General features: G+C 40.1%; 23 protein-coding genes. All 23 read left to right on the plus strand.

The window, feature by feature from the left end; all coding sequences use genetic code 11:
- Positions 1-53 precede the first annotated feature (53 nt).
- The 23 genes from sdaAB (at position 54) to sucC (ending at position 21,613) form a co-directional block, all read left to right on the plus strand.
- Positions 54-716 carry an L-serine ammonia-lyase, iron-sulfur-dependent subunit beta gene (gene sdaAB, locus M028_RS0116565; protein ID WP_026574845.1) on the plus strand — a complete coding sequence of 221 codons (663 nt, stop codon included), beginning with the start codon at positions 54-56 and terminating at the stop codon, positions 714-716.
- Between the two features lie 81 nt (positions 717-797).
- The gene (gene sdaAA / locus M028_RS0116570; protein WP_026574846.1) at positions 798-1,682 is read left to right on the plus strand and encodes an L-serine ammonia-lyase, iron-sulfur-dependent, subunit alpha; all 885 of its coding nucleotides are present in this window, start codon (positions 798-800) and stop codon (positions 1,680-1,682) included.
- Positions 1,679-3,727 (plus strand): ATP-dependent DNA helicase RecG, encoded by a 2,049-nt coding sequence (gene recG / locus M028_RS0116575; protein ID WP_026574847.1) that lies wholly within the window; start codon positions 1,679-1,681, stop codon positions 3,725-3,727. Before sdaAA ends, recG begins: the two co-directional genes overlap by 4 nt.
- A gap of 129 nt (positions 3,728-3,856) precedes the next feature.
- Positions 3,857-4,423 (plus strand): transcription factor FapR, encoded by a 567-nt coding sequence (gene fapR / locus M028_RS0116580; protein ID WP_026574848.1) that lies wholly within the window; start codon positions 3,857-3,859, stop codon positions 4,421-4,423.
- 13 nt (positions 4,424-4,436) lie between these two features.
- On the plus strand, positions 4,437-5,441 hold the full coding sequence (gene plsX, locus M028_RS0116585) for a phosphate acyltransferase PlsX (protein WP_026574849.1): 1,005 nt from the start codon (positions 4,437-4,439) through the stop codon (positions 5,439-5,441).
- 14 nt (positions 5,442-5,455) lie between these two features.
- Positions 5,456-6,403: an ACP S-malonyltransferase gene (gene fabD / locus M028_RS0116590; RefSeq protein WP_026574850.1), complete on the plus strand. Its 948-nt coding sequence runs from the start codon at positions 5,456-5,458 to the stop codon at positions 6,401-6,403.
- The gene (gene fabG, locus M028_RS0116595) at positions 6,400-7,143 is read left to right on the plus strand and encodes a 3-oxoacyl-[acyl-carrier-protein] reductase (protein WP_026574851.1); all 744 of its coding nucleotides are present in this window, start codon (positions 6,400-6,402) and stop codon (positions 7,141-7,143) included. The genes fabD and fabG overlap by 4 nt, the downstream gene beginning before the upstream one ends.
- Before the next feature lie 69 nt (positions 7,144-7,212).
- The gene (locus M028_RS0116600) at positions 7,213-7,446 is read left to right on the plus strand and encodes an acyl carrier protein (protein WP_026574852.1); all 234 of its coding nucleotides are present in this window, start codon (positions 7,213-7,215) and stop codon (positions 7,444-7,446) included.
- A 159-nt stretch (positions 7,447-7,605) separates the two neighbouring features.
- Complete coding sequence (gene rnc / locus M028_RS0116605) at positions 7,606-8,349, plus strand: ribonuclease III (RefSeq protein ID WP_026574853.1); 744 nt, start codon at positions 7,606-7,608, stop codon at positions 8,347-8,349.
- Between the two features lie 34 nt (positions 8,350-8,383).
- Positions 8,384-11,950 carry a chromosome segregation protein SMC gene (gene smc / locus M028_RS0116610; protein ID WP_026574854.1) on the plus strand — a complete coding sequence of 1,189 codons (3,567 nt, stop codon included), beginning with the start codon at positions 8,384-8,386 and terminating at the stop codon, positions 11,948-11,950.
- Between the two features lie 17 nt (positions 11,951-11,967).
- Entirely contained in the window at positions 11,968-12,957 is a 990-nt protein-coding gene (gene ftsY, locus M028_RS0116615; RefSeq protein WP_026574855.1) for a signal recognition particle-docking protein FtsY, read from the plus strand.
- A 233-nt stretch (positions 12,958-13,190) separates the two neighbouring features.
- The gene (locus tag M028_RS0116620) at positions 13,191-13,523 is read left to right on the plus strand and encodes a putative DNA-binding protein (protein ID WP_026574856.1); all 333 of its coding nucleotides are present in this window, start codon (positions 13,191-13,193) and stop codon (positions 13,521-13,523) included.
- Between the two features lie 12 nt (positions 13,524-13,535).
- The gene (gene ffh / locus M028_RS0116625) at positions 13,536-14,888 is read left to right on the plus strand and encodes a signal recognition particle protein (RefSeq protein ID WP_026574857.1); all 1,353 of its coding nucleotides are present in this window, start codon (positions 13,536-13,538) and stop codon (positions 14,886-14,888) included.
- An 88-nt stretch (positions 14,889-14,976) separates the two neighbouring features.
- Positions 14,977-15,249 carry a 30S ribosomal protein S16 gene (rpsP, locus tag M028_RS0116630; RefSeq protein WP_026574858.1) on the plus strand — a complete coding sequence of 91 codons (273 nt, stop codon included), beginning with the start codon at positions 14,977-14,979 and terminating at the stop codon, positions 15,247-15,249.
- Between the two features lie 10 nt (positions 15,250-15,259).
- The gene (locus M028_RS0116635) at positions 15,260-15,490 is read left to right on the plus strand and encodes a KH domain-containing protein (RefSeq protein ID WP_026574859.1); all 231 of its coding nucleotides are present in this window, start codon (positions 15,260-15,262) and stop codon (positions 15,488-15,490) included.
- Between the two features lie 93 nt (positions 15,491-15,583).
- Complete coding sequence (locus M028_RS0116640; RefSeq protein WP_026574860.1) at positions 15,584-15,970, plus strand: YlqD family protein; 387 nt, start codon at positions 15,584-15,586, stop codon at positions 15,968-15,970.
- 14 nt (positions 15,971-15,984) lie between these two features.
- On the plus strand, positions 15,985-16,503 hold the full coding sequence (gene rimM, locus M028_RS0116645) for a ribosome maturation factor RimM (protein ID WP_026574861.1): 519 nt from the start codon (positions 15,985-15,987) through the stop codon (positions 16,501-16,503).
- The gene (trmD, locus tag M028_RS0116650) at positions 16,503-17,243 is read left to right on the plus strand and encodes a tRNA (guanosine(37)-N1)-methyltransferase TrmD (RefSeq protein WP_197031445.1); all 741 of its coding nucleotides are present in this window, start codon (positions 16,503-16,505) and stop codon (positions 17,241-17,243) included. Before rimM ends, trmD begins: the two co-directional genes overlap by 1 nt.
- A 143-nt stretch (positions 17,244-17,386) precedes the next feature.
- Positions 17,387-17,731 carry a 50S ribosomal protein L19 gene (gene rplS, locus M028_RS0116655; protein ID WP_026574863.1) on the plus strand — a complete coding sequence of 115 codons (345 nt, stop codon included), beginning with the start codon at positions 17,387-17,389 and terminating at the stop codon, positions 17,729-17,731.
- A gap of 181 nt (positions 17,732-17,912) precedes the next feature.
- Entirely contained in the window at positions 17,913-18,473 is a 561-nt protein-coding gene (gene lepB, locus M028_RS0116660) for a signal peptidase I (protein ID WP_026574864.1), read from the plus strand.
- Between the two features lie 23 nt (positions 18,474-18,496).
- Positions 18,497-19,369, plus strand: a complete 873-nt coding sequence (gene ylqF / locus M028_RS0116665; RefSeq protein ID WP_026574865.1) for a ribosome biogenesis GTPase YlqF — start codon at positions 18,497-18,499, stop codon at positions 19,367-19,369.
- 53 nt (positions 19,370-19,422) lie between these two features.
- A complete protein-coding gene (locus M028_RS0116670) occupies positions 19,423-20,199 on the plus strand; it encodes a ribonuclease HII (protein ID WP_026574866.1) in 777 nt (258 codons plus the stop codon).
- Positions 20,200-20,452: 253 nt separating this feature from the next.
- Positions 20,453-21,613, plus strand: coding sequence for an ADP-forming succinate--CoA ligase subunit beta (gene sucC, locus M028_RS0116675; RefSeq protein WP_026574867.1), 1,161 nt, complete (start codon positions 20,453-20,455; stop codon positions 21,611-21,613).
- The last annotated feature ends 3 nt before the right edge of the window (positions 21,614-21,616 follow it).

A 21,616-nucleotide genomic window follows, 5' to 3' on the forward strand; every position in this document is an offset into this window, starting at 1 on the left:
TTGTAAAATAATTTTGACCTATAGATAGATAAAACATAAGGGAGAGAACTCATTTGAAATATAGAAGTGTGTTTGACATTATTGGACCTGTTATGATAGGGCCATCAAGTTCACATACGGCAGGAGCGGCACGAATCGGCAGGGTGGCAAGAAGTTTGTTTGGAAGAGAGCCAAAATGGGCGAACATTTCTTTATATGGCTCTTTTGCTAAAACCTATAAAGGTCATGGGACAGATGTTGCTATTGTTGGTGGATTATTAGATTTTGATACGGATGATGTCCGGATTATTCATGCGATTGATATTGCAAATGAAAAAGGAATGAAGCTTCGCTTTATTGAGGAAGATGCGGTAACCGATCATCCAAACACTGCACGAATCATTCTGGGGGATCATAATGGGGAACTTGAACTTGTTGGTATCTCTATTGGCGGGGGTAAAATTGAAATAACCGAGTTAAATGGTTTCGAACTAAAGCTATCAGGCAATCATCCAGCTATTTTAGTAGTTCATAATGACAAATTCGGAACGATTGCAAGCGTTGCCAATACACTTGCCAAATATCAAATCAATATCGGACATATGGAGGTTTCTCGAAAAGAGGTTGGGAAATTGGCCCTTATGACGATTGAAGTAGACCAAAATATTGATGATAAACTAATTAACGAATTAGAACAGCTTCCAAATATACTGAAAGCAACTAAAATTGTAGATTAAACAAAATGCTTCAGCCCCTATGCGCTGGAGATAGACAACAAATAAAGGCGGAAATGGATCCACCAATGAGGAGGAAGGCTTGTGTTTCGAAATGTAGCCGAACTTGTAGAGCTTGCAAATAGTCAAAATAAAAAAATTTCAGAAATTATGATTGAACAGGAAGTCACTGTTACCGGGCGTTCCAGAGAAGAGGTTATTGCTTTTATGGATCGTAATTTGCGGGTCATGGAGGAAGCGGTTGAACGTGGAATTAAAGGAGTAAAATCCCACTCAGGGTTAACAGGAGGGGATGCCGTTCTTCTCCAAGCGTATATTCAAAAAGGAAATTTCTTAACAGGGGAAACAGTGCTTGATGCGGTTAGCAAAGCAGTTGCCACAAATGAAGTAAACGCTGCAATGGGGACGATTTGTGCGACGCCTACTGCCGGGTCAGCTGGTGTGGTTCCAGGAACCTTATTCGCTTTGAAAAATAAATTGAACCCAACGCGTGAACAAATGGTAGCGTTTCTATTTACTGCCGGTGCATTTGGTTTTGTTGTAGCAAATAACGCTTCAATTTCGGGTGCCGCTGGGGGATGTCAAGCGGAGGTAGGTTCAGCAGCAGGAATGGCTTCGGCAGCTATTGTCGAAATGGCCGGAGGAACGCCTGATCAATGTGCACAGGCAATGGCCATTACCTTGAAAAATATGCTTGGCCTTGTCTGCGACCCTGTAGCTGGATTAGTTGAGGTACCCTGTGTAAAAAGAAATGCAATGGGTGCTGCGAATGCCATGGTTGCGGCCGATATGGCTTTAGCAGGGGTTACCAGCCGAATCCCTTGTGACGAAGTCATCGACGCAATGTATAAAATCGGTCAGAATATGCCGACTGCATTAAAAGAAACTGCACAGGGAGGTTTGGCGGCAACACCGACAGGTCGCAAACTAGAAGCGAAGATTTTCGGTATTCCGCTAGAAGAACAGTGAATCCGGAATTAAACCAATCGGTAACTGTTTTAAAAGGAATTGGTGGGGAAACGGCTGAAACCTTGGCAGAAATGAAAATCAACACGATTCATGATTTGTTGGAGTATTTTCCTTATCGTTACCAAGACTATCGACTCCGTGACTTAACGGAGGTTCAGCATGACGAAAAAATTACGGTAGAAGGGAAGGTTCATAGTGAGCCTTCTCTTGCCTATTATGGGAGAAAGAAATCGAAGATTACCATTCGGCTTTTTGTGGACCGATACCTGATCAAGGTGGTTTTTTTTAACCAGCCCTATTTAAAAAATAAATTCGTAATCAATGAAACCATTACCGTCACAGGAAAATGGGATGCACACCGGCAAACGATTACGGCTAATGAAATGCAGGTCGGCCCGAATGCGAAAGGACATGATTTTGAACCTGTCTACGCTTTACGAGGAAAAATGACGACAAAAGGTATGCGGAAGTTTATTAGCCTTGCCTATCAGCAATATGGAAATAAGATTGAAGAAAATCTACCGCTACCACTTTTAAATAAATATCGGCTGCTTGGCCGCCGTGATGCACTTTGGGCCATGCATTTTCCTAATACCTCAGATGATGTAAAGCAGGCAAGACGTCGTTTTGTTTATGAAGAATTTCTTTTGTTCCAACTTAAAATGCAAGCCTTAAGAAAATTTGAAAGAGAACAATCACCAGGAATATCCCAAAATTATTCGCAGCCAAAATTAAAATCTTTTATTGATGCACTTCCTTTTCCGTTAACCAATGCTCAAAAACGGGTCGTGAATGAAATTTTAGCTGACTTGAAGTCAGGCCTCCGTATGAACCGTTTGTTACAAGGGGATGTCGGTTCAGGAAAAACAGTCGTTGCTGCCATTGGATTATATGCAAGTGTAACGGCAGGCTTTCAAGGAGCGTTAATGGTACCAACCGAAATATTAGCAGAACAGCATGCTGAATCACTTAATAGTTTATTAGACCCTTTTGCGATTCGCTGTGAGCTGTTAACTAGTTCCGTAAAAGGAAAACGGAGACGTGAAGTTCTACAGGACTTAGCTGAAGGAAAAGTGAATATTCTGATTGGTACCCATGCGCTCATTCAAGAGGAGGTAACCTTTAAAAATCTTGGTTTTGTGATTACGGATGAGCAGCACCGTTTTGGGGTCGAACAGCGAAGGATATTAAGGGAAAAAGGGGAAAATCCCGACGTTTTGTTTATGACTGCAACTCCGATTCCCCGTACATTGGCGATAACTGTCTTTGGTGAGATGGATGTATCCATCATTGATGAAATGCCGGCAGGAAGAAAAAAGATTGAAACATATTGGGCAAAACCCGAGATGCTAGACCGAGTCCTCGGATTTGTGGAAAAAGAACTGGGCAAAGGCCATCAAGCCTATGTTATTTGTCCGTTAATCGAAGAATCAGACAAGCTTGATGTTCAAAATGCTATCGATGTTCATACAACCCTTACCCATTTCTTTCAAAACCGTTATAAGGTTGGCCTTATGCATGGCCGTCTAAGCTCGGATGACAAGGATACCGTTATGAAGGCTTTCAGTGCAAATGATGTTCAGATACTTGTTTCTACAACCGTTGTTGAAGTGGGCGTAAATGTTCCCAATGCGACGATGATGGTGATTTACGATGCTGAAAGGTTTGGTCTGTCACAGCTACATCAACTCAGAGGGCGGGTAGGAAGAGGCAGCGATCAATCCTATTGTGTCTTGCTGGCGGCCCCAAAATCCGAAGTTGGTCAGGAAAGAATGAAAATAATGACTGAAACAAACGATGGCTTTGTTCTTAGCGAAAAAGATTTAGAGCTGCGTGGACCAGGGGATTTCTTTGGAAAAAAACAAAGCGGGATTCCAGAATTTAGAGTAGCAGATATGGTCCATGACTATCGGGCGCTAGAAACCGCCAGAAATGATGCAGCATTGATGATTCAATCAAAAGCGTTTTGGTCATCACCGGAATATAAATTTTTACGGAATGAGCTTGAGGGGTCAGGTGTTTTAGAAGGAGAAAAACTAGACTAATTCTCATGAATTTAATGAATAATAACTAGGAAGCAGATGGCAAGTGTGAAAGTATTTCTTGCAATCTGCTTTTTCTACTTTTATACTACTATTAGTACCTAGTCATAAGAGCTCGGACGGTGTAAAATCATGAGAAGAAATAAAAAAGAACGGCAGCAATTGCTAACCTCTACCATAAAAGAAAATCCATTTACGACGGATGAAGAGCTTGCGGAAAAATTTCAAGTCAGTGTTCAAACCATCCGTCTGGATCGATTAGAGTTATCGATACCGGAACTTAGGGAACGAATTAAAAATGTAGCTGAAAAGCGATTTTCCAATGAGGTCCGTTCATTGCCGCTTGATGAAATCATTGGTGAAATTATTGATATAGATTTAGATCATAGTGCGATATCCATTTTGGATATTAAAGAAGAGCATGTTTTTAAACGAAATAAGATAGCCCGCGGCCATCATTTATTTGCGCAGGCAAATTCTTTGGCCGTTGCTGTCATCAATGATGAACTAGCCTTAACAGCGAAAGCAAATATTCAATTTAAACGATCTGTAAAGCAAAAAGAACGGGTAATTGCAAAGGCTAAGGTGTTAAAAATTGATGACGAACTGGGGAGAACCTTTGTTGAAGTCAATAGTTTTGTAAATAATGAGCTTGTTTTTATCGGAGAATTTGAAATGTACCGTTCGAAAAATCATTAAGGGATGAGACAAAATGAAACTTGCAATTGATGCAATGGGCGGCGACCATGCCCCTAAAGAAATAGTCCTTGGTGCAATAAAGGCTGTTCAAGAATTTTCTGATATACATATTACCCTTGTTGGGAATGAAAGTAAAATTAAGGAATATTTAACAGGGCATGAGAGAATTTCAATCCTTCATACAACTGAGGTAATCCTTGGAACGGATGAACCGGTACGGGCAGTCCGCCGTAAGAAAGATGCCTCAATGGTTTTAGCTGCAAAGCAGGTTGCAGAAGGCAATGCCGATGCATGTATCTCCGCCGGTAATACGGGTGCATTGATGGCGGCAGGACTGTTTGTGGTAGGCAGGATTGACGGCATTGACCGCCCGGCGCTCTCCCCCACCTTACCAACTATCGGAGGAGAAGGTTTTCTACTATTAGATGTTGGAGCGAATGCGGATGCGAAGCCGGAACATTTAGTGCAATATGCCATCATGGGATCTATTTATAGTGAAAAAGTAAGAGGAATTGCAAAACCACGAGTTGGATTGTTAAATATTGGTGCAGAGGAAAAAAAGGGTAACGAATTAACGAAAGCATCCTTTGAACTATTAAAAAGAACCAACATCCATTTTATTGGCAATGTGGAAGCTCGGGATTTGCTTGAAGGCGCAGCCGATGTGGTCGTTACCGATGGCTTTACAGGAAACATGGTATTAAAAACAATTGAAGGTACGGCTCTTTCCATGATGAAAATGTTAAAGACAGCTTTAATGAGCAGTTTAACAAGCAAACTGGCGGCTGCTGTTCTAAAACCAAATTTGTATTCGTTGAAAAGCAAGCTGGATTACTCCGAATATGGCGGAGCTGCACTTTTTGGTTTAAAAGCACCAGTGATTAAAGCACATGGTTCCTCGAATGCACAGGCCGTCTTTAGTGCCATTCGCCAAACAAGAGAAATGGCAGGAAATGATGTCGTTGGTTTAATAAAAAATGCTGTTGAAGAAACAAATGTTTCGAAAATTGAGCAGTAAGAAGGAGTGCGAAAATGGGTAAAATTGCATTTGTTTTTCCGGGGCAGGGTTCCCAAACAGTTGGTATGGGAAAAGAAGCTGCTGAACAGAATTCTAAAATGATGAGCTATTTTACAAAAGCAGATGAAACACTTAATAGTTCTTTAAGTAAAATTATCTTTGAAGGCCCACAAGAGGAGCTGACGTTAACCGTGAATGCGCAGCCTGCCTTGTTAACAACAAGTATTGCATTGTTATCCTTATTTGAAAAATCAGGGATTCAAGCAGATTTTCTTGCCGGCCACAGCCTAGGTGAGTACACGGCTTTAGTCGCAGCCGGTGCCTTAACCTTTGAGGAAGGTGTATATGCCGTCAGAAAAAGAGGCGAGTTCATGGAAGTAGCCGTTCCGAATGGAGAAGGCACAATGGCGGCAGTATTAGGTCTTGACCGTGTAAAGCTTGCAGCTGCATGTAACGAAGTGAGTGAATTAGGCTATCCGGTTTCTTTGGCTAATTTAAATTGTCCCGGGCAAATTGTTATTTCCGGTTCGCGAAAAGGAGTAGAGCTTGCAGGTGAAAAGGCGAAGGAAGCAGGGGCTAAGCGCGTAATTCCACTTGAAGTTAGCGGACCTTTCCATTCTTCACTAATGAAACCGGCCGCTGCTGAATTAAAGGGTGTTTTAGATGGATTGAATATGCAGGATGGGAAAATTCCTGTCATCGCCAATGTTTCAGCGGAACCAATGGAGAAGGCTGAGGAAATCAAAGAAAAGCTAATTGAACAGCTCTTTTCACCTGTGTTATGGGAAGATTCCGTTCAGAAGATGATTGAACTTGGTGTAGATACCTTTATCGAAGTTGGACCTGGGAAGGTTTTATCAGGATTAATTAAGAAAATAGATCGTTCCGTGAAAACTTACTCTATATCTGACGCGTCAAGCTGCAAGGATGTAATTGAAGCATTAAAGGAGGGGCAATTATGAATTTAGCAGGAAAAGCAGTACTTGTAACAGGGGCATCAAGAGGAATCGGTCGTGAAATTGCTCTTGAGTTAGCACGGCAGGGAGCAAATGTGGCTGTGAATTTTGCCGGTAGTGAGGCAAAAGCTAATGAAGTAGTGGATGAAATTAAAGCGTTGGGAAGAGATGCTTTTACAGTAAAGTGTGATGTTTCCAATTCTGAAGAAGTAGCATCAATGGTTAAAGAGACAGTTGACCGCTTCGGAAAACTGGATATTCTCGTTAATAATGCAGGGATTACAAAGGATAACTTATTGATGAGAATGAAAGAAGAAGAGTGGGACGATGTCATTAGTATTAATTTAAAAGGGGTTTTTCTTTGTACGAAGGCTGTAACAAGACAAATGATGAAGCAGCGCTTTGGAAGAATTATTAATATTGCTTCCATTGTTGGTGTCAGCGGTAATCCAGGTCAGGCTAACTATGTTGCGGCAAAAGCGGGTGTGATTGGATTAACGAAAACAACCGCGAAAGAACTTGCTGCCCGAAATATTACGGTTAACGCGATTGCACCGGGATTTATTACAACCGATATGACAGACAAATTAACAGAGGATATCAAAACGGAAATGCTCAAACAGATTCCATTAGCCCGTTTTGGAGAACCTAAAGATATCGCAAAAGTAACGGCATTCCTTGCTTCTGATGACAGTTCCTACATGACAGGACAGACCCTTCACATCGACGGCGGCATGGTGATGTAATTTTTTATAATTAAACATTTATTATTTTAATCAAATACTCTATAATAGCTTGAGGGGAGGTGAACAAGCATGGCAGAGGTATTAGAACGTGTAACAAAGATCATCGTGGACCGTTTAGGTGTAGACGAGTCTCAAGTTACGCTTGAAGCTTCTTTTAAGGACGATCTTGGCGCTGATTCCCTTGACGTAGTTGAACTAGTAATGGAATTGGAAGATGAGTTTGATATGGAAATTTCTGACGATGATGCTGAAAAAATCGGCACAGTTGGTGATGCTGTTACTTACATAAATAGCAAAAAATAATCGTTGGATTTCTAAAAAGTTGGCTCCGTTTACAAACGGGGCTTTTCTTCAACTTGGCAGTTCAAACGTACTGCCAAGTTTCTTTGCGTTTTTAACAGAACTTTTTTAAACTATTACTAGTGAATGTATGTGAATATTAATTGCAAGGTGGAGACTTTCATGCGCAAAAATGGCAAAGAAAAAGAATCAAGCAGTCGCGCAAAAGAAAATCAATTCAAAGATTTTCAACAGAATATTGGAATTCATTTTGATAATGAGAAATTATTAAAACAAGCTTTTACCCATTCATCCTATGTGAATGAGCATCGCAGGAAGCCTTATGAAGATAACGAAAGGCTTGAATTTTTAGGAGATGCCGTACTTGAACTTACTGTTTCACAATTCCTTTATAAAAAGTATCCAATGATGAGTGAAGGAGAACTAACAAAACTCCGGGCCGCTATTGTCTGTGAGCCGTCACTTGTTTCTTTTGCAAATGAACTTTCCTTTGGAAAATATATTTTATTAGGAAAAGGAGAAGAAATGACAGGAGGCAGAGAGCGTCCTGCATTACTTGCAGATGTATTTGAAGCCTTCATTGGGGCGCTTTATTTAGAAAAAGGAATTGGTACAGTGATTGAATTTCTTGAAAAAGTGGTTTTTCCTAAGGTTAATGCGGGTGCTTTTTCTCATGTGATGGATTTTAAAAGCCAGCTTCAGGAACTTATTCAACGCGATGGGACAGGCGTGATTGAATATCGAGTTCTCCAGGAAATCGGACCTGCCCATAATAAAGAATTTATTTCGAGGGTCTCATTAAATGGTGAAGAATTAGGGACTGGTACTGGTAAATCCAAAAAAGAAGCAGAACAGCATGCAGCCCAAATGGCGCTTGGAATTTTAAAAGGAAAAACAACCATGTAATACATCTTAACGCGCTTTAAGGGAGGATTTTCAAATGTTTTTAAGGCGGTTGGACATCATTGGATTTAAATCATTCGCTGACCGTATCGGAGTGGATTTTGTCCCTGGCGTAACGGCTGTGGTTGGGCCAAATGGCAGTGGAAAAAGTAATATTACGGATGCAATCCGCTGGGTATTGGGAGAACAATCAGCAAAATCATTAAGAGGGGCAAAAATGGAAGACATTATTTTTGCAGGGAGTGATTCGAGAAAACCGCTTAATATTGCTGAAGTAACCCTAACCTTAGATAATCAGGACCAGGGGTTATCGATTGATTATAATGAGGTAAGTGTAACAAGAAGAGTATCCCGTTCTGGTGACAGTGACTATTTTATTAATAAACAGCCGTGCAGACTAAAGGATATTGTGGATCTTTTTATGGATTCCGGATTAGGAAGGGAAGCCTTTTCCATTATCAGTCAAGGAAAGGTTGAGGAAATCTTAAATAGTAAACCGGAAGATCGAAGGACAATTTTTGAAGAAGCTGCGGGAGTATTAAAATATAAAAATCGTAAGAAAAAAGCTGAGGGAAAGCTGTCGGAAGCACAAGAGAATTTAAATCGTGTGACGGATATTCTTTACGAGCTTGAAAGCCAGGTGGAACCGCTTAAAATTCAAGCATCAATGGCAAAAGACTTTTTAGAGAAAAAAGAAGAGCTTGAAAAAATTGAAGTAGCACTAACAGTTTATGAGATTGAAGAACTCCATCAAAAGTGGGAAAAGCTAACTCATCTGCTAGAAGAGCATCAACAAGAAGAATTAAAGCTCTCGACCCAGCTTCAAAAGAAAGAGGCTCAAATTGCTGAAACAAGGGATCACGTAACAGCCATAGATGAGTCGGTTTCCGATTTACAAAATGTTCTCCTTTATGCAAGCGAAGAACTTGAAAAATTGGAGGGCAGGAAGCAAGTTTTAAAGGAACGAAAGAAAAATGCTGCCCAGAATAAAGACCAATTAATCAAAAATATATCTGAACTAGCAGAGAAGGTGAACCTGCTTAAAAAGAATCGTGATAGGCAAGCAGAGTCGGTTCGACTTTTAAGTGAGCAGGCACAATCACTTAAAGCTCAGTTAAAGGAAAAGCAAGAGAAGCTCCAATTATTCGCGGAAAACATGGATGAAAAAATTGAATCATTAAAAAGTGAATATATTGAATTGCTGAATGCTCAGGCAGGAGCTAAAAATGAAATAAGGATGATTGTCCAGCAGCTTGAGCAGCAAGAGAAGAAGAACTTACGGCTCGACGAGGAAAATAGCAGATTTATTGAGGAACGCCAAATTGCTGCAGAGAAAAAATTATCGATTCAAAACAGATTAGCAGCAATCCAGCAAAAGCTGGGCGATCATGTTGTATTATTTCGTGAGCAGCAAAAGAAGCTGGAGTCGGCTAAAAACAATTACCAAAAGCAAGAAAAAACCTTGTATCAAGCTTATCAAATACTGCAACAGGCTAAATCAAGAAAAGAAATGCTTGAAGAAATGGAAGAGGACTTTTCGGGCTTTTTCCAAGGCGTTAAAGAGGTTTTAAAGGCACGCGGGAAAAAGTTATCCGGAATTGAAGGTGCAGTTGCAGAACTAGTAACGGTGCCAAAACAATATGAGACCGCCCTTGAAACAGCCCTTGGGGGTGCATTGCAGCATATCGTTGTTGATACAGAGGTAAATGCACGAATGGCCATTCAATTTTTAAAGCAAAATTCGTTTGGGCGTGCAACCTTTTTACCGCTTAGTGTCATAAAAGGACGGCCATTGTCATCTTCCCAACTGTCTTCCATCAGAAATCATCCTTCCTTCATTGGAACTGCAGTAAGTCTAGTCCAGTTCGACCAAAAATACGCAGAAGTAATGAATAATCTTCTTGGCAATGTGGTGATTACAAAAGACTTAAAGGGTGCCAATGAATTGGCAAAAATCCTTCAATATCGATCCCGCCTCGTAACCATTGACGGTGATATTGTAAACCCTGGCGGTTCCATGACAGGCGGTGCCCTGAAGCAAAAAAATTCCTCGCTGTTAACACGAAAAGGTGAGCTAGAAGATTTGAAAACAAAGCTTACGGTAATGGAGGAAAAAACCTCTGGATTAGAGAAAACAGTGAAAGCGCTAAAAGAAGAGGTTCAAACAAATGAAGGTCTTCTTGAAGAAATTCGCAAAACCGGAGAGGAATTAAGGGTAAACGAGCAATCACTAAAAGGGGATTTACATGGTGCTGAGCTTGAGGAAAAGAATATAAATGAGCGTTTAAGCATCTATGATTTAGAAAAAGGTCAATTTTTCGAAGAACGAGATCGTTTAACAGAGAGAAAAAGTGAATTATCTCATGATCTTGAAACCTATCAAGAGAAGATTGCTGGCCTTGATGAGCTTATAGCGAAGTTAACCGAGCAAAAGACCCATGATTTATCTTCAAAAGAAACCTTAACAAATGAAATGAATGAATTAAAGGTAGAATTTGCTTCTAAAAATGAACAGTTGACGAATGCAAAAGAACGTTTTGCGATTACAAAGGATGATTTAACTGAAAGCGAAGAAAAATTAGCGGTTTTATCGGACGACTTGCAGCTGCTCTCATCAGAAATGACTAATAGCTCTTCCGGGGAGGAACAATTGGAAGAACAAGTAGTCAGGAAGCAACAGGATAAACAAGAAACGATTGAGCTTATTTCATCAAGAAGAAAAGAACGTTTGGAGCTGCAAACAGTTCTAGAGGATTTAGAGCTCGAAGCAAAGGAGCTAAAGCGTCTTCACCGTGGAATGACCGAAGTGTTAAAGGATGAAGAAGTCAAAATTAATCGTTTGGATGTAGAACTTGAAAACCGTCTAAGCCACCTCAGAGAAGAATATTTATTATCTTTTGAAGGAGCGAAAGAACAGTTCCCGTTAATGGTTCCAATTGAGGAAGCCCGAAAAAGGGTTAAGTTGATTAAATTGGCAATCGAAGAGCTTGGCAATGTAAATCTCGGGGCAATTGAAGAATATGAACGGGTCTCAGAGAGATATGAATTTTTAAATGAACAAAAAAACGATCTCCAAGAAGCAAAAGAAATGCTTTACCAAGTGATTGAAGAAATGGATATGGAAATGAAAAAACGGTTTGAACAGACGTTTGAAGGAATCCGAAACCATTTTGAACCGGTATTTCGCGCTTTATTTGGAGGCGGCCGCGCCGATTTAAGACTTACTGAACCGGAGGATTTATTAAATACGGGTGTAGAAATTGTTGCGCAGCCCCCGGGGAAGAAGCTGCAGAACCTGGGACTTCTATCCGGAGGAGAAAGAGCGTTAACTGCTATAGCCTTGCTATTCTCAATTTTAAAGGTTAGGCCGGTGCCATTTTGTATTCTTGATGAGGTCGAGGCTGCCCTTGATGAGGCAAATGTTCACCGCTTTAGTCAATATTTAAAACGATACAGCTTAGAAACCCAGTTTATTGTCATTACTCATCGAAAAGGGACGATGGAAGAGGCAGATGTTCTTTATGGGGTAACAATGCAGGAATCTGGTGTTTCAAAGCTTGTGTCGGTTCGGTTAGAGGAAACAAAGGAGCTTGTTGAATCTTAAGAGAGGGAAGTGAAATCATGAGCTTTTTTAAAAAATTAAAAGAAAAAATTACGAAACAAGCGGATTCTGTTACGGAAAAGTTTAAGGAAGGTCTTACAAAAACACGGGATAATTTTTCTGGCAAGGTAAATGATCTTGTTGCCAGATACCGTAAAGTTGATGAGGACTTTTTTGAAGAATTAGAAGAAATCCTCATTCAGGCGGATGTGGGCTTTGAAACAGTAATGGAATTAATTGATGAACTGAAAATGGAAGTAAAACGCCGCAATATTCAGGACCCGAAGGAAGTTCAAAGTGTAATTTCCGAAAAGTTGGTGGATATATATAATGCGGGTGAAGAGCTATCTTCGGAGTTAAATATTCAACCAGAGGGACTTACCGTTATTTTATTTGTAGGTGTCAACGGGGTTGGAAAAACAACAACGATTGGAAAGTTGGGACATAAGTTTAAGAGTGAAGGAAAAAAGGTCCTGATGGCTGCCGGGGATACTTTCCGTGCTGGTGCAATCGAACAGCTTGAGGTATGGGGCTCGAGAGTAGGTGTTGAAGTAATCAAGCAAGCGGAGGGTTCTGACCCGGCAGCGGTTATGTATGATGCAATTCAAGCAGCCAAAGCCCGTAAAGCGGATATTCTATTATGTGATACAGCGGGACGATTGCAAAATAAAGTAAATTTAATGAAGGAACTCGAGAAGGTCAAACGGGTAATCGAACGGGAAATCCCCGGCGCACCACATGAAGTTCTCCTTGTCCTTGATGCAACTACAGGTCAAAATGCGCTTATCCAGGCGAAAACCTTTAAAGAAGTAACGAATGTAAGCGGGATCGTATTATCAAAATTGGACGGAACAGCAAAGGGCGGAATTGTCCTTGCTATCCGCAACGAATTAAAAATCCCAGTAAAATTCGTTGGCCTAGGTGAAAAAATGGATGACCTGCAAGAATTTAATGCAGAACAATATGTATACGGATTATTTGCCGACCAAGTAGAAAAGACAGAAGAATGATTTCACAGAAAAGCAGTATTTAAAAAAATACTGCTTTTCTGTATTAAAATAGTCTATTCTGAAACAACTGTTGATTGGAGCGGAAATCAACAGATTAATTTAACAAGCCTTAAAAGGAAATCTGCAAAAATATGAATCAAGTAACGTTGGAAAGGCCTTATCTTGACAGGGACAGGTCCACTGTGTAAACTACATTTGTAAAGGCTTTTCACTTAACAACAGGAGGGATGAGCATGCTTGAGAAAACCACACGGATGAATTATCTCTATGATTTTTACTATTCGTTGTTAACTCCAAAGCAGCAAAGCTATATGTCTCTCTATTACTTAGATGATTACTCACTAGGAGAAATTGCCGAAGAGTATAATGTCAGCCGACAGGCCGTTTATGACAATATTAAACGGACGGAAGCAATGCTCGAGGAGTATGAGGAAAAGCTGCTGCTGTTTCAGAAATTTCAAGAGCGCAGCAATCTATTAAAGCATGTAAGAGAATTGCTAAATGCTGAAAACCCTTCAAAGCAGGCGATGCTTGAAGCAGTCGCTGAGCTTGAGAAACTGGATTAGGAGGCGGCATGAATGGCGTTTGAAGGATTAGCCGACCGACTGCAGAGTACCATTCAAAAAATTCGCGGAAAAGGGAAAGTCTCTGAAGCGGATGTTAAAGAAATGATGAGAGAGGTTCGTCTTGCTTTATTAGAGGCAGACGTAAACTTCAAGGTTGTAAAAGAATTTGTCAAAAAAGTCAGTGAACGGGCAGTGGGGCAGGAAGTCTTAAAAAGCTTAACTCCTGGACAGCAAATCATTAAAATTGTCAATGAAGAGTTAACAGAATTAATGGGTGGCGAGCAAAGTAAAATTGCTGTATCCAATCGTCCCCCGACAGTGATTATGATGGTTGGTTTGCAGGGGGCAGGTAAAACAACAACTACTGGAAAGCTATCGCTTTTACTGCGGAAAAAGTACAACCGAAAACCATTGCTGGTTGCCGCCGATATTTATCGTCCAGCCGCGATCAAGCAGCTGCAAACGCTTGGCAAGCAATTAGACATGCCGGTTTTCTCACTTGGTGACCAAGTGAGCCCGGTAGAAATTGCGAAGCAAGCCATTGAAAAGGCAAAGGAAGAGCATCATGATTATGTCTTAATTGATACAGCCGGACGACTTCATATTGATGAAACTTTAATGGACGAGTTAAAGGACATTAAGGAACTTACAAAACCTGATGAAATCTTTCTTGTTGTCGATGCAATGACAGGTCAGGATGCTGTCAATGTTGCTCAAAGCTTTAATGAAACTCTTGGGTTAACTGGCGTAGTGTTAACAAAGCTTGATGGGGACACCCGTGGTGGTGCTGCCCTTTCAATTCGTGCAGTTACCCAAACCCCGATTAAATTCGTCGGTTTAGGTGAAAAAATGGATGCACTTGAACCGTTTCATCCAGAACGGATGGCATCGCGAATTCTAGGCATGGGGGATGTACTGACGCTTATTGAAAAAGCTCAGGCCAATGTTGATGAGGAAAAGGCAAAAGAACTCGAACAAAAAATGAGAACAGCATCCTTCACCCTTGATGATTTTTTGGAACAATTAGGTCAGGTTCGTAATCTCGGACCGCTTGATGAATTATTAAAAATGATGCCGGGAGCTAATAAGATTAAAGGACTGAATAATCTTCAAATCGATGAAAAGCAAATTGCTCATGTTGAGGCAATTATACGCTCGATGACCAAAGAAGAAAAACTTCATCCGGAAATCATGAACTCAGGCCGCAAAAGAAGGATTGCCAAAGGAAGCGGTAGAACAGTACCTGAAGTCAATCGCTTGCTTAAGCAATTTGAAGACATGAAAAAAATGATGAAACAAATGTCAGGGATGCAGCAAAAGGGAAAGAAAAAAGGCGGATTTAAATTTCCGTTTAAGCCTTTCTAAATGCGTAAAGAGAAAAACCTTTACAAGCTAATTTCTTTCTGTTAATATTATTTCTTGTGTGAAACATATTCGGAGGTGCTTATATAAAATGGCAGTTAAAATTCGTTTAAAACGTATGGGAGCTAAAAAAACTCCTTTCTATCGTATCGTAGTAGCAGATTCTCGTTCTCCTCGTGATGGACGTTACATTGAAGTTGTTGGAACTTACAATCCAGTTGCACAGCCAGCTCAAGTTCAAATCAACGAAGAATTAGCTCTTAAATGGTTACAAGACGGTGCTAAACCATCTGATACAGTTCGTAACCTTTTCTCTAACCAAGGCATCATGGAAAAATTCCATAATGCAAAATTAAGCAAATAAGGATTCGCAAATGAAACAATTGATCGAAACAATTGTTAAGCCTTTGGTTGATTTTCCGGAAGACGTTCGCGTCGATGTGAAGGAAGATGAGCAACGAATCACGTATCATCTTTCCGTCAACAAGACGGATATTGGTAAGGTGATTGGAAAGCAAGGGCGCGTTGCAAAGGCCATTAGAACTGTTGTCTATGCAGCAGGATCATCACAACAGAAGAAAATATTTCTAGAAATTGGTGAATAGCTTTTTGCATCTAGATTAAAGGGAGGGATATATATCCTCCCTTTTTTGCTAACTTTTTTAACTCACTTATTAGATGGGTAAAGGGGACCTACTATGCAAATTATTCAATCTGTTGTGGTTAAGCAGGTATTAACGGAAAAGAGCAAGGAAAAACTGTTTGGAAAATTTCAAGCTCAAAAACTGCAGCTTCAAAAGGAACGGGATCAGCTGCTCTTTGAATTAAAACGTTTAGAGAAATCAAAGAATTTTTCACCGGGTGCATTGAAAAAACATTTTGAAAAAGAAATTCAGATGCGTCACGAAAAGGAGAAGCTTCTTGATTTTCAAATTGAACAATTACATATTCTGCCGATCGGCAGTGAACTAAAGGAAAAAGAAGTACAAGCCCTGATCGAGATAAAGGTTGGAGACATATGGGATGAGGAATTCGGACAACCTACGATTATTATCCGAGATGGGATGATTGATGATATACGATAGAGGTGAACAATGGCATGGAAAAATGGTTTAATGTCGGGAAGATTGTCAATACACATGGTATTAGAGGAGAGGTAAGAGTAATATCAAAAACCGATTTCCCTGAAGAACGATACAAAATAGGAAATGTTCTTTACTTATTTTTACCGAAAGCAAAGGACCCAATTGAATTAAAGGTTAAAAGCCACCGCTCCCATAAAAATTTTGATTTGCTGACATTTGAAGGTTTGGAAAATATTAATGAAGTAGAAAAATTTAGGGATGGAATTTTAAAGGTTCCGGAATCCTATCTTGGTCAATTGAAGGAAGATGAATTTTATTTTCATGAAATTATTGGCTGCTTGGTTGCGACTACCAAGGGTGAAGAAATTGGCAAAGTCACTGAAATCCTTACCCCGGGTGCTAACGATGTTTGGGTCGTAAAAGGCAAGGGTGGTAAGGAGACATTAATTCCCTATATCCATGATGTAGTAAAGAAAGTAGATGTTAAAGAGAAGGTCATTTTAATCGAACCGATGGAAGGATTACTTTCATGATGAAAATCGACATCCTTACTCTTTTTCCAGAAATGTTTACAGGAGTATTGGGACAATCCATATTACACAAGGCTGCTGAAAAATCAGCGGTTGAATATAATGTTGTGAACTTCCGTGAATATGCCGATAACAAACATAATACTGTAGATGACTATCCGTATGGCGGAGGCGCAGGGATGGTACTTAAACCGCAGCCGATTTTTGATGCTGTGGCGGACCTAAAAGAAAAAGCGGCCAGCCCGAATACGAGAGTTATTTTACTCTGCCCTCAGGGGTCAAGGTATGACCAGAGAAAAGCGGAAGAATTGGCTCGAGAGGAACATTTAATTTTTATTTGCGGACATTATGAGGGGTACGATGAAAGAATACGCGAAAATATTGTTACAGATGAAATTTCGATCGGAGATTATGTTTTAACGGGCGGGGAACTTGGTGCAATGGTTGTGATTGATAGTATTGTCCGCCTATTACCGGAAGTGCTGGGAAATGAAGAGTCTCATATGAAAGACTCGTTTAGCACCGGACTTTTGGAACACCCGCATTATACACGTCCGGCTGATTTCCGAGGTTTAAAGGTTCCGGAAGTTTTATTGTCTGGAAATCATAAATTAATAGAGGAATGGCGGAATAAAGAGGCTTTAAGACGAACGCTGTTACGGAGGCCAGATTTATTAGAAAAGATAGATTTGACCGATGAGCAGGAAAAATGGCTGAAAGAGGTAAAAAAAGAATCTAAGTAGTTATTGCACAGTGTTACTGTTTATGTTATGATACTATTTGTGACTTGGGCTGTTGTTTATCAGTTTGGTCTTATAACGATGTTCCGCTGCAAGTAATAGCTAAATAGATATGCAAGAGCATCTGTTGGAAGGAGTTGAATACGATGCATAAATTAATCGAAGAAATCACAAAAGAACAACTTCGCTCTGATCTTCCTGCGTTCCGTCCTGGGGATACTGTACGTGTACACGTAAAAGTTATCGAGGGTACTCGTGAGCGTATTCAGTTATTTGAAGGTGTTGTGATTAAGCGTCGTGGTGGTGGAATTAGCGAAACTTTTACAGTTCGTAAAGTTTCTTACGGAGTAGGCGTTGAGCGTACTTTCCCTGTACACACACCAAAAATTGCGAAGCTAGAAGTTATTCGTCGCGGTAAAGTTCGCCGTGCTAAGCTTTATTACTTACGTAAACTTCGCGGTAAAAAAGCAAGAATTAAAGAAATTCGCTAATATGAAAAAAAAAGAGCTTGCTCTGCAAGCTCTTTTTTCTATCGATTTATGATTAGGCACTTCCGCGTGTAAATATTAAAGTTTCATTAAAAAACTATGTCCCATCGTGTTAAATCTCTTGAAGTTATGTAAAATATGCTTTATAAACTTATTTTTTTGCAGGAAGATTGGTGGGAATTTAATGACAAAAAAGAAAAATGAACTATGGGAATGGACAAAGGCGCTTCTAATAGCTGTTATCTTAGCGGCAGTTATTCGTTATTTTTTATTTGCCCCGATTGTAGTGGATGGATTGTCGATGATGCCAACACTGAAGGATCAGGACAGAATGATTGTAAATAAGTTTAGCTATAAAGTAGGGGAGCCGCATCGGTTTGATATCATTGTCTTCCATGCTCCTGAGCATAAAGATTACATAAAACGCGTAATTGGACTTCCGGGCGACCGGATTGAATATAAAAATGATACCCTATATGTGAATGGGAAAGCGTATAAAGAACCGTATTTAGATAAATATAAAAAACAAGTTACAGATGGACCATTAACTGAGTCATTTAAACTCGAAGAAACGGCTGTAGGTCAAAAGACCGTTCCAAAGGGCGAATTGTTTGTAATGGGAGATAATCGGCGGTACAGTAAGGACAGCCGCCATATTGGTGCAGTCCCTCTAAGTAAAGTAATCGGCAAGACAAGCATTGTTTATTGGCCGTTAAAAGATGCACATATTATTAAAGTAAAATAGAAATCTGAGAGGTGGTGGCTAATTTGACGATCCAATGGTTTCCCGGCCATATGGCCAAGGCTCGCAGAGAGGTCACGGAGAAATTAAAGCTGGTTGATATCATTTTTGAATTAGTGGACGCAAGAATCCCTTATTCTTCCAGGAATCCAATGATCGACGAAATCATTCAGCATAAACCAAGACTTGTTTTATTGAATAAAGCAGATATGGCGGATAAAGAGGCAACAAAGGAATGGATTGCCTTTTTTGCAGAAAAGGGAATCCGTGCAATTGCTATTAATTCACAAGCAGGAGTAGGAATGAGGGAAATTTCACAGGCAGCCCAAGAAATCCTAAAAGAGAAGTTTGCACGCTTAAAAGCAAAGGGTGTAAACCCTAGGGCGATTCGGGCGATGATTGTTGGAATTCCAAATGCAGGGAAATCCACACTAATTAATAGGCTGGCAAAAAAAAATATTGCAAAAACCGGCAACACACCGGGTGTAACAAAATCCCAGCAATGGATTAAAGTCGGTAAAGAAATGGAATTACTGGATACACCGGGGATATTATGGCCTAAATTCGAAGACCAAGAGGTTGGAAAGAAGCTAGCTATTACTGGAGCGATTAAGGATACCCTGTTAAACCTGCAGGAGCTGACAATCTATTCGATTAGGTTTCTGGAAAAAGCCTACCCTGACCGCTTAAAAGAGCGGTATCAGCTTGATGAAGTCCCTGCTGATGTGGTGGAGTTGTTTGACCATATCGGAAAATTAAGAGGCTGTTTAATGGGCGGCGGCTTAGTTGATTATGATAAAGTAGCTGAACTCGTAATTCGTGAGATCAGATCAGAAAAATTTGGCCCGCTGACGTTTGAACGGCCAAGGGAATTCTTCGTTGAGGAAGAATCTAACTAAATCAGGCTCTCCCTAGGGGGAGCTTTATTTTTTTGGGAAAACAGGTGAACGAAATGAAAAGACTATCCATTGCTGAAATCGAAGCGCAATTAATGACCATTGAAGATGACTCAAATCCCTTCCTTCTTGAGCTTGAAAGTGATGAACGTAAGGGGGTTCAAACCGCTATTGGTCGATGGAAAAAAAGACAGGAACAGGAGCAAGTTCTTCAAGCGAAATTTTTTGAAATGAATCATTATGAACGAAAATACCGGGCGGAAGGTTTTAAGCTTATTGCTGGTGTGGATGAAGTCGGAAGGGGGCCGCTAGCTGGTCCGGTTGCGTGTGCTGCTGTAATTTTACCGGAAGACTTTTACTTGCCGGGCATTGATGATTCCAAGAAACTAACCGAAAAAAAGCGGGAGGAATATGACACTATTATTCGGAAAGAAGCTATTGCTCTAAGTATCGCTATGGTACATGCTGATGAGATTGATAAAATAAATATTTATGAGGCAACAAAAAAAGCAATGAAATCTGCCATTGTTTGTTTGGAGCCTAAACCGGATTTCTTGTTAATTGATGCGATGAAACTTGACACTCCTTTTCCTGCAGAGTCAATTATCAAAGGGGATGCCAGTAGTGTCACCATTGCGGCTGCTTCCATCATTGCCAAGGTGGCTAGAGACAAGATGATGAAAGAATTATCGAATGAATATCCGGAATATGGTTTTCAACATAACATGGGCTATGGGACAAAAGAGCATCTTTTAGCTATAGAGAAATATGGGATAACCCCTTACCACCGAAAAAGTTTTGCGCCAATTAAAGATTCTATTGCAAAATATTGATGGCAATACATAAAAAGGTATAAAGGGTATATGCTATTAAACAGGTTTAGGCCTGTTTTTTATTATGGTAAAAAAATAATTATCTGCCATATTTGGAAGGAATTATAGGATGAAAATGGCTAAATAAGTATTTGTTTTACTTGTATTTTTAAGATGAATATAATTTTTATGTATTATGGTGGACAAGGTTTGTGACATTATATACAATGTAAACGGAGTCAATTTTTTGAAGAGTTTGATAGGAGGATGGGAAATGAATATCCATGAGTATCAGGGGAAAGAAATCCTCAGAAAATATGGGGTAGCAGTTCCAAATGGTAAAGTGGCGTTCACAGTTGAAGAAGCGGTGGAAGCTGCAAAAGAACTAGGCACACAAGTATGTGTGGTAAAAGCGCAAATCCATGCTGGCGGACGGGGTAAAGCTGGCGGTGTTAAAGTGGCAAAAAACCTTGATGAAGTTCGTACATATGCAAACGAAATTCTTGGTAAAACCTTAGTTACACACCAAACAGGCCCAGAAGGTAAGGAAGTAAAACGCTTGCTTATCGAAGAAGGCTGTGACATTAAAAAAGAATACTATGTTGGTTTAGTATTAGACCGTGCAACTTCCCGTGTTGTCTTAATGGCATCTGAAGAAGGCGGAACAGAAATTGAAGAGGTTGCAGAAAAAACTCCTGAGAAAATTTTTAAAGAAGTGATCGACCCGGTAATTGGATTAATGCCTTTCCAAGCACGCCGTATCGCATTCAACATCAATATTCCAAAAGAATTAGTCAATCAAGCTGTAAAGTTTATGACTGGTCTTTACAATGCTTTTGTTGAAAAGGATTGCTCGATTGCTGAAATCAATCCGTTAGTCGTAACAGGTGACGGAAAAGTTATGGCGCTAGATGCTAAATTAAACTTCGACTCTAATGCACTATACCGCCAGAAAGATGTTTTAGAATATCGTGATCTTGAAGAGGAAGATCCAAAAGAAATCGAAGCTTCTAAATATGATTTAAGCTATATTGCTCTTGATGGAAACATCGGCTGTATGGTTAACGGTGCCGGTCTTGCAATGGCAACAATGGATATCGTTAAGCATTATGGCGGAGATCCGGCTAACTTCCTTGATGTTGGCGGCGGTGCAACTGCTGAAAAGGTAACGGAAGCATTCAAAATTATCCTTTCTGATCCAAACGTAAAAGGTATTTTTGTTAATATCTTTGGTGGAATCATGAAGTGTGATGTTATTGCCGAGGGTGTTGTCGAGGCAGCTAAACAAGTTGGACTTTCTATTCCTCTAGTTGTTCGCTTAGAAGGAACAAATGTTGAATTAGGTAAGAAAATCCTTGCTGAGTCTGGCCTTAACATTACTGCTGCTGAATCCATGGCAGATGGAGCACAAAAAATCGTTTCATTAGTGAAATAGGAT

The organism is Bacillus sp. UNC438CL73TsuS30, from assembly GCF_000482325.1.
GTDB lineage: Bacteria > Bacillota > Bacilli > Bacillales > Cytobacillaceae > Neobacillus.